Here is an 8848-nt window from a genome sequence, read left to right on the forward strand (position 1 = left end):
CCGGGGCCCCCCCGCGGCCGCCCCCCTCGCGCGCCGCGCGCCGGGCGCCCCCCCCGCCCGCGCCGGGGGGCGGCCGCGCGTCCGCCCCCACGCCCGCCGTACCGGACCTGCGCAGCTGTACCAGACGCATCATCAGTACACACCTCCTCCGACCGCCGGCACCGGCGGCAGCACTTCGTTCAGGAAGGTCGAGCAGAAGCGGGCCAGCGGCCCCCTGGACCGGATGCCCGGCGGCACGCCCCGCTCGATGTCCGCCGCCAGGCCTGGCTCCGGGGGCAGCTCCCCGGCGAGCTGCAGTCGCAGTCCCCGGGCGATCTCGGCGGCGGCGGGCCCGGCCTCGCGCCGCGTCCTGACCACCGCCCGCACGTCACCGAGCCGCATCCGTACGGCGGCCGAGACCCGGTCGGCGGCGGCCACCGCGCGCAGCTCGGAGGGCACCACCAGCAGGGCCGTGTCGGCCTGCTCCAGCGCTTGGCCGGCCGCCGGATCGAGGTGGCGGGGCAGGTCGACCACGACCACGCCCCCGCGTCGGCGGGCGGCCGCCAGCACGCTGCGCATGGCCTCGGGCGGCACCGCGAGCGCGTCACCGCGGTCCCAGGAGAGGCAGGACAGCGAGGCCAGCCGCCTCAGCACCGGAAGGGCCTTGGCCAGTTCGGCGCCGTTGACCCGGCCACGGGCACCGGTGAGGTCCGGCCAGCGCAGGCCCCGGGCGCCCTCGCCGCCGAGCAGGATGTCGATCCCGCCGCCGAGCGGATCGCCGTCGACGAGTATCGTCCGGCGGCCCGCCCTCGCCGCCGTGACGGCGAGGGCGCACGCCAGGGTGGACGCCCCGGCCCCGCCCCGACCGCCGATCACGGCGACGGTCAGGGCGGGGACCTCGACGCCCTCGGTGGCGTCGGCGATGCGGTCCAGCAGCCAGGCCTCCGCGTCGGGCAGGAACAGCACGTGCTCGGCGCCGAGTTGGACCGCGCGGACCCACACCTCGGGGTCGTCCAGGTCGAGCCCGAGGAGCAGCACCCCGCCGCGTCTGGGCAGCCCTGCGCAGCTCGCGGTCCGGTCGTCCCCCACCAGGACCAGCGGCGCCGCCTCCCATTCCCCGCGAGGCGGCGGGGACCCGCGGATCAGCCGCGGCTCGATCCCGAGCGCCGCGCACAGACGCAGCAGCTGCTCGATGAGGCGCTCGTCCTCGGTGACGACGAGCGGGCCGACCGGGGTCGGCCCGGGGGTGCGGGAGGAATCGGTGATCGGAGTCGACATGGCTGTCTCCCCTGCTGGGCACCCGCCCGCGGCGGGCGGGTGCGGATCGCGGTGGTGTCGGACAGCGGTCACCGGTCCGCCCCGCACGGGACGCCCGGGAGGGGTCGCCCGGGCGCCCCGAGGGGGCCACGGAAGGGATCCGGCGACCGCTGCCGAGCACCAAGGTGAGGGGTGATCCGGATTCCGTCAGCACGGTTCCGATTCCCTGTGGATAACCCGGGGGCTGGGGATAAGAAGGTTCACCCGACAGGGGGGCTATTGAGCAAAGAATTGACGAAACGAGCTCACCGAGAAGAGTCGGGAGATCACCGAGAGGCGACCTCCCGGGCTTCGGGGAGGTCTTCCGGGGCGCCTCATCAGGACATCCGCGACCATGAGTGGTCAACCACGGAGAGTGAGAAAAGTCGGCGGGCGGCCCTCACGCCGACACCCCCTGTAGATCACCCGGCGACCGGGCACCGAGTCCGCCGACGACGGCCTTCAAGGCCTGAAAAACGGGCCCGGACGTGCGACGACCCCCGCCGGGGGGGAGAGCGGGGGTCGTCTATCCACAGCCCGACTCGGGGGGGAGGAGCCGGACCGGGTTAGCACGGTCGCGAACGATCCGTGACTTCCATGGTGTACCCGAGCGGCCAGAAACACAAACCCGCACGCCCGCGAGTACACCGAATGGCGGCCTGTTTTGCGACGCCATCTATCCTCGGTTCCCGTGGACACCACCGAGAACGCCGACGAGAACGCGGACGCCGCCGCCGGCGCCGGATCGCCCGCCGCGGGAGCGGCCCCCGTACAGCCGGGAACGGAAAATCCCGCACCGGTGACCCCGGCGCCGGCGCGGGCCGACACCGCCCCCGGCCCGGCCCGGACGCGGCCCGCCGGACCGCGGACGGCGGCCTTCTTCGACCTGGACAAGACGATCATCGCCAAGTCGAGCGCGCTGGCCTTCAGCCGCCCCTTCTACCAGGGCGGCCTGATCAACCGTCGGGCCGTACTGCGCAGCGCCTACGCGCAGTTCGTCTTCCTGGTGGGCGGCGCGGACCACGACCAGATGGAGAAGATGCGGGAGTACCTCTCCGCGCTCACCCGGGGCTGGAACGTCCAGCAGGTCCGCGAGATCGTCGCCGAGACGCTGCACAACCTGATCGACCCGATCATCTACGACGAGGCCGCCTCCCTGATCGAACAGCACCACGCGGCCGGCCGCGACGTGGTGATCGTCAGCAGCTCGGGCTCCGAGGTCGTCGAGCCGATCGGCGCCCTGCTCGGGGCGGACCACGTCATCGCCACCCGGCTGAAGATCGAGGACGGCTGCTACACCGGCGAGATCGAGTACTACGCGTACGCGGAGAACAAGGCGGCGGCGATCCGGGAGTTGGCCGGGTCCGAGGGCTACGACCTGGCGGAGTGCTACGCCTACAGCGACTCGTCGACGGACCTGCCGCTGCTGGAGGCGGTGGGCCACCCGTCGGCCGTCAACCCGGACCGCGCCCTCCGCAAGGAGGCGGTGGCCCGGGAGTGGCCGGTGCTGGTCTTCGACCGGCCGGTGGAACTGCGGCGGCGACTGCCGGAGTTCTCGGCCCCGAGCGGTTCGGTGCTGACGGCGGTGGCGGTCGGCGCGGCCGTGCTCACCGCCGGGGTGATCTGGTACGCGGCCAGGCGCCGGCGCCCGCTCGACTGAGACCGGACGGCGGCCCTTCGCCGGTCTGCGGTCACGCTCGGGCATGGCCACGGAAGCCCTTTGGGACAAAACGGGCAAAAGCCAAAGACTTCTCGTTTCGGGTTCCCCTTTCGCCCGAAACGCGATACAAATGAAGCACGGCCCGCGAGACCCGGTCAGGACCGAAGAGGTCAAACCGACAACGCAGTTCAGGCCCCACGGACCGCGCGTACAGATAACCGAGCACCCACATGCAGCCGACCCGCTGTCGGGCCGCCGCACCAGACGAACGGGCAGGATCCCCGTCTGATGGGCACTTCCGGTGCATGCATGGTCACCCGGGTACCTGTGCCAGCGGCGGCACCGAGCAGGATCAGGTGCCGCCGCATCTGCGTGCCCGCGCACCGGAGGACGTCCGCGGAACGGACCTCCGTCCACGGAACGCCCCTCCGGGCACCGCCCGTTCGGCGCGCGATCGGCGCGGCCGCTCAGACCATGCCGCGCTGCATCGCCTCGCAGACCGCCGTGCTCTCCCGCACCCCGAGCCCCAGGGCCCGACCGCAGTGGCCGATCCAGGCCGCCATCCCGTCCGGAGTGCCGGCCAGGTAGCCGTCGAGCGCCCGCCGGTAGGCGGCGGTGCCGAGCTCCACCAGGCCGACCTCGGTCGGGCAGATCGCCTTGGGGTCCAGGCCCTCCGCGATCAGCACGATCCGCTGCGCGGCGCGCGCGACCAGGCCGTTGTACGAGGGGAACGGCCGCAGGGCCATCAGCTCGCCGTGCACCACCGAGGCCACCACCAGGGCCGGCGTGCCCACGCCCTTGCCCTCCGCCCGCGCGACCAGCAGCTGCGAGAGCTGGTCGAGCCGGGCCGCGACCTCGTCGGCGCCGGGGGCCGGCGCCGGCTGCGCCACCGGGGCGACGGCGGCCTCCTCGCCGGCGACGTGCCCGTCGTGCTCCCCGCGCTCCCCGCCCGCGGTCGGCAGGAGCTCCAGCGGGAACAGCGGCTCGGGCGTCTCCCCCGCGCGCCGGGGGCGGCCCGCCGCGGCCTCGGAGTCGCCGACCGCCAGGAGGTGCAGCCGCGCGAGCACCTGGAGCGGCGAGTGCCGCCACACGCTCAGCAGCTGCCCGGCCTCGGCGGAGATCCGTAGGGCCGCGCCGACGGTACGGGCTTCGGTGTCCGCGCCGAAGTCGGTCCGGCGGCGGACCTCCTCCAGCGGCCAGTTCGCCCCGGCCAGCGCCGCCGAGGCGCGGGCTCCGCGGAGGGCGGACTCGGAGGTGACCTCGGCCGCGCGGCGGCGCATCACCCGGTGGCCGTAGAGCCGGTCCACGGCCTTGCGCACCTCGGCGACCGCGTCGGGCACCCCGGGGAGCTGGGCCAGCGGGGCGAGGGGATCTGTTCCAGTGCTCACCTACCCGAGGGTAATGACCCGGGCGCCCCTCGGGGAACGGCAACCCCGCATCACCCGTTCGAGGCAATCGTCACTTCCCTCCCCCGGGGGGTCGCAAACCCGGGCTAGCATGGCCACAATCGGAGACGATAACGATTTCCAATTCTGGAGATCGCAGAGATCGCGCGCGAGAGCCCTGAGCGGGCGGCCGGCCGGAGCCGGCCCGGATCCCGGCCGGGGCCGCAGGCGCCCCAGAGTGAGAGCCGGAGTCCCAGATGAAGATCGCCTTCGTCGGCAAGGGCGGCAGCGGCAAGACCACGCTGTCCTCACTGTTCATCCGCCACCTGGCCGCCGCCGGCCGCCCGGTCATCGCCGTCGACGCCGACATCAACCAACACCTCGGCCCCGCCCTCGGCCTGACCGACGCCCAGGCCGCCGACCTGCCGTCACTCGGTCACCACCTGCCGCAGATCAAGGAGTACCTGCGCGGCAGCAACCCGCTGATCGGCTCGGCCGACGAGATGATCAAGACCACTCCGCCCGGTCGCGGTTCGCGGCTGCTGCGCATCGTCGAGGAGAACCCGGTCTACGCCGCCTGCGCCCGCCCGATCGCGCTGGACGAGGGCTCGGTGCGGCTGCTCGCCACCGGCACCTTCACCGAGGAGGACCTCGGCGTGGCCTGCTACCACTCCAAGGTCGGCGCGGTCGAGCTGCTGCTCAACCACCTGGTCGACGGTCGGGACGAGTACGTGGTCACCGACATGACGGCGGGCTCCGACTCCTTCGCCTCCGGCCTCTTCACCCGCTTCGACCTCACCTTCCTGGTGGCCGAGCCCACCCGCAAGGGCGTCTCCGTCTACCGCCAGTACAAGGACTACGCCCGCGACTTCGGCGTCGAGCTGCGGGTGGTCGGCAACAAGGTGCAGGGCCCGGCCGACCTGGACTTCCTGCGCCGAGAGGTCGGCGACGACCTGCTGACCACCTTCGGCCACTCCGACTGGGTGCGCCGTCTGGAGCAGGGTGCCGAGCCCGAGCTGCGCACGCTCGAACCGGGCAACCGTACGGTGCTGGAGCTGCTCCGGGCCGAGGTGGACGCCGCCCACGACCGCCGGGACCCCCGCCGCTACACCGAGCAGGCCGTCCTGTTCCACGTGCGCAATGCCGAGAGCTGGGCGAACGCCAAGGTCGGCATCGACCTGGCCACCCAGGTCGACGGGGAGTTCGTCCTCGGCGACCACCGGCCGGCCGCGGCGGGCGCGCACGCCTGACGGCGGGCGCACACGACGACCGAACGGGCCGCACCTCCCCCTCGACCGGGAGGGGCGGCCCGTTCCGCGTTCCCGGCCCGCCTGCCCGCCTGCCCGCCTCACATCCCCCGCTCCGCGGCCCCTGACCAGCAAATTCCCGCCCGTTCGGATACCACCCAATGGGGTGAATGCGACCCTCCAGCCCTGTCGCCACGGATGACGCTGTGCAAAGCTTTCATTACTCTCGGTTTACCGAGTCTTGATACGCCGTACGACCCCATGGCTCACGGGCCCGGCCCGGTGACACCCCGCACTCCCCACCGCGCCCACGCCATCCCGCCACACCGTCGCAACCCGCGACGGCAGCTCCGGCCCCACCGAGCCCGTCCGGGCCCCGAGCCCCACAGCCGGACACCCCTCGGTAGCGACAGCCGTGCGACGGCCGACACCGCTCTCGGTCGCGCCCGACTCGTTCACAGCCGGAGCCGGTCCAGTTCGCTTCCCCCGGACAGACGGGACACCCCATGACGCCCGACATCTCCACCGCCCCCATCGCCTCCGACACCAATGACCACGCCCCGCCGGGCGGCCGCTCACGGCCTCGCCCGCGCTCCCACCGGCTGCAGGACCTCTCGGCCTCGCTGGTGGTGTTCCTGATCGCGGTGCCGTTCTCGCTCGGCATCGCCCTGGCCACCGGCGCCCCGCTCACCGCCGGCCTCACCGCAGCGGCCGTCGGCGGCATCGTGGTCGGACTCCTCGGCGGAACGCCCCTCCAGGTCAGCGGTCCCTCGGCCGCGCTCACGGTGATCACCGCAGGGCTGATCGCCCAGTACGGCTGGCAGGCCACCTGTGCCATCACCCTCGCCGCCGGCCTGCTCCAACTCGTCCTCGGCGTACGCCGGGTGGCCCGCACCGCCCTCGCGGTCTCGCCCGCCATCGTGCACGGCATGCTGGCCGGCGTCGGTCTCACCATCGCCATCGCCCAGCTGCGAGTCGTCCTGGGCGGCTCCCCGCAGAGCTCGGCGGTCGACAACCTGCTCGCCCTCCCGGGTCAGTTGGCGGGCCCGCACCCGCCCGCGCTGACCGTCGGCGCGCTCACCGCGGCCATTCTGCTCGGCTGGCCGCGCCTGGACCGACTCCCGGGCCGGGCGGGCGAGTTCGGAGCCCGGCTGGCCCGCGTACCGGGGCCGCTGGTCGCGGTGGGCGCGGCCACCGCGCTCTCCGTCCTGCTGGGGCTGCGCCTCGCCCGCATCGAACTGCCCGACTGGCAGCCCCACGCCCTCCTCCCCGCTCTGCCGCACGGCTCCGCCCTCACGATCCTGGCCGCTGTGCTGACCGTCACCGCCGTGGCGAGCGTCGAGTCGCTGCTCTCCGCCGTCGCGATCGACCGGATGTCCCACCGCAGCGGCGACCTCGACCGCGAGCTGCGCGGACAGGGCGCGGCCAACATGGTCAGCGGCCTGCTCGGCGGCCTGCCGATCGCCGGCGGCGCCGTCCGCAGCACCGCCAACGTCCGCGCCGGCGCGCAGAGCCGGTGGTCCTCCGTCCTGCACGGCGGCTGGGTCCTGGTGGCCGCGTTGGCACTCACCGGCGGCCTCCGCCGGATCCCGCTGGCGGCACTGGCCGCCCTGGTCCTGGTCGTCGGCCTGCAGATGGTCAGCTTCGCGCACATCCGTAAGGTGCACCGGCACCGCGAGTTCCCGGTCTACCTGTTCACCGTGCTCGGCGTGGTCCTGCTCGGCGCCCTGCCCGGAGTGGCGCTGGGTGCCGGAACGGCCGTCCTGCTCGCGCTCTACCGCCTCACCCGCGCCCACGTGGACGTGCTCAACGACCCCGACGGCTCGTTCACCATCCGTACGCACGGTCCGCTGACTTTCGCCGCCGTCCCCCGGCTGAGCCGCGCGCTCGTCGGGATCCCCGCCTCCGCCCGGGTGACGGTCATCCACGACGGCGCCTTCCTGGACCACGCCGCGTACGAGACGCTGCACAGCTGGCGCACGGCCCACCAGGCGGCCGGCGGCCAGGTGTCGATGGTGACCCGGCGCCAGAACGAGGAGGTGCTGGACCCCGACGGTACGGTCCGCACGGGCAGCTCGCCGGGCCCGCACCGCTGCCGGGCCTGGACGCCCTGGGTCGGCCATCACTGCATCGACCAGCAGGAGGATCCGCACGGCCGGCTCCTGGACGGCGTCCGGGGGTTCCAGCTGCACACCGCGCCGCTGATCCGTCCGGAGCTGGCCCGCCTGGCCAGGGAGGGCCAGACGCCCTCGCAGCTCTTTCTCACCTGCGCGGACTCCCGGATGGTCACCAGCATGATCACCAACAGTGGCCCCGGTGACCTCTTCACCGTCCGCAACGTCGGCAACCTCGCGCCCGCCCCGTTCGAGCCCGGCGCGGCCGACGACTCGGTGGCCGCCGCGGTGCAGTACGCCGTCGAGGTCCTGGAGGTCCGGTCGATCACGATCTGCGGGCACTCCGGCTGCGGCGCGATGAAGGCCCTGCTGGACGGCGTCCACGAGCGTCCGGGGACACCGACCCCGCTGACCCGGTGGCTGCGCAACGGACGCGGCGCACTGGACCGGCTGCGACGCGCCCCCGCCGAGTTCACCACCCGGCCGGTGGTCGACCTGGTCGAGCAGCTCTGCATCACCAACGTGGTGCAGCAACTGGACCAGCTGATGGCGAACCCTGCCGTGGAACGCCGGGTCGCCGAGGGCAACCTGCACCTGGTCGGGATGTACTTCGACTTCGCCACCGCGCAGGCGTACGTCCTGGACCGGGAGAGCGGGCGCTTCAGTCCGGTCGGGGCGGAGTGCGACACGCCCGACCGCGTTGACGGGGAGGACCCGGAGCTCGCGGCCTGAGCGATCTCGGTCCGTGACCCGCTGGGTGCGCTTCTGGTGCCGGTACGCACCCGGCGGGTCAGGGCTCGGCCGGGGGGCCACAGCGACGACGGTGAAAGGGCCCTGCCGGTGACAGGCCCGGGAAATCCGCCCGGCGATCGGCCCGCCGAACAGCCGGGGAACCGGTGGAAGGATCCGGAGGAGGCCAGGGGGCTGCGCGGGAGTGGGCTCCGACGCTTCGGTCAAAGGTCTACACCAATTCCTGGGAGCCTCTTGTCAACTGACCTCTTCGCCTGGTGAGCTGTGTGCTGGGACACACGGGACAATCCCCACGCACGGGATCGCCCCCGATCATGACTCGATGAGGAGTGCGCGTTGAGCAACGAGAGCCTGGCCAACCTGCTCAAGGAGGAGCGGCGCTTCGCCCCGCCGGCAGAGCTCGCCGCAGCCGCCAAC

The 8848-nt window shown here is 73.4% G+C and carries 5 protein-coding genes; 3 read left to right on the forward strand and 2 right to left on the reverse strand.

The annotated features are described in order from the left end of the window. Nucleotides 1–132: 132 nt before the first annotated feature. Nucleotides 133–1257 carry a septum site-determining protein Ssd gene (gene ssd, locus ACWEQL_RS38685; RefSeq protein ID WP_452155660.1) on the reverse strand — a complete coding sequence of 375 codons (1125 nt, stop codon included), beginning with the start codon at nucleotides 1255–1257 and terminating at the stop codon, nucleotides 133–135. Nucleotides 1258–1966: 709 nt separating this feature from the next. Here ssd and ACWEQL_RS38690 point away from each other — a divergent pair. Continuing rightward, entirely contained in the window at nucleotides 1967–2935 is a 969-nt protein-coding gene (locus ACWEQL_RS38690; RefSeq protein WP_452155662.1) for an HAD family hydrolase, read from the forward strand. A gap of 467 nt (nucleotides 2936–3402) precedes the next feature. Here the strand turns inward: ACWEQL_RS38690 and ACWEQL_RS38695 are convergent, their stop codons facing one another. After that, nucleotides 3403–4323 carry an oxidoreductase gene (locus ACWEQL_RS38695; protein WP_452155664.1) on the reverse strand — a complete coding sequence of 307 codons (921 nt, stop codon included), beginning with the start codon at nucleotides 4321–4323 and terminating at the stop codon, nucleotides 3403–3405. 254 nt (nucleotides 4324–4577) lie between these two features. Between ACWEQL_RS38695 and ACWEQL_RS38700 the strand changes: the two genes are divergently transcribed. Next, complete coding sequence (locus ACWEQL_RS38700) at nucleotides 4578–5570, forward strand: ATP-binding protein (RefSeq protein WP_452155666.1); 993 nt, start codon at nucleotides 4578–4580, stop codon at nucleotides 5568–5570. A 503-nt stretch (nucleotides 5571–6073) separates the two neighbouring features. Then, the gene (locus ACWEQL_RS38705) at nucleotides 6074–8413 is read left to right on the forward strand and encodes a SulP family inorganic anion transporter (protein ID WP_452155668.1); all 2340 of its coding nucleotides are present in this window, start codon (nucleotides 6074–6076) and stop codon (nucleotides 8411–8413) included. The last annotated feature ends 435 nt before the right edge of the window (nucleotides 8414–8848 follow it).

The organism is Kitasatospora sp. NPDC004240, assembly GCF_053603215.1.

What these genes read in the sequence shown, in the direction of transcription:
- ssd (WP_452155660.1), bottom strand. Translation starts at nt 1,257, where the DNA reads ATGTCGACTCCGATCACCGATTCCTCCCGCACCCCCGGGCCGACCCCG.
- ACWEQL_RS38700 (WP_452155666.1), top strand. Translation starts at nt 4,578, where the DNA reads ATGAAGATCGCCTTCGTCGGCAAGGGCGGCAGCGGCAAGACCACGCTG.
- ACWEQL_RS38705 (WP_452155668.1), top strand. Translation starts at nt 6,074, where the DNA reads ATGACGCCCGACATCTCCACCGCCCCCATCGCCTCCGACACCAATGAC.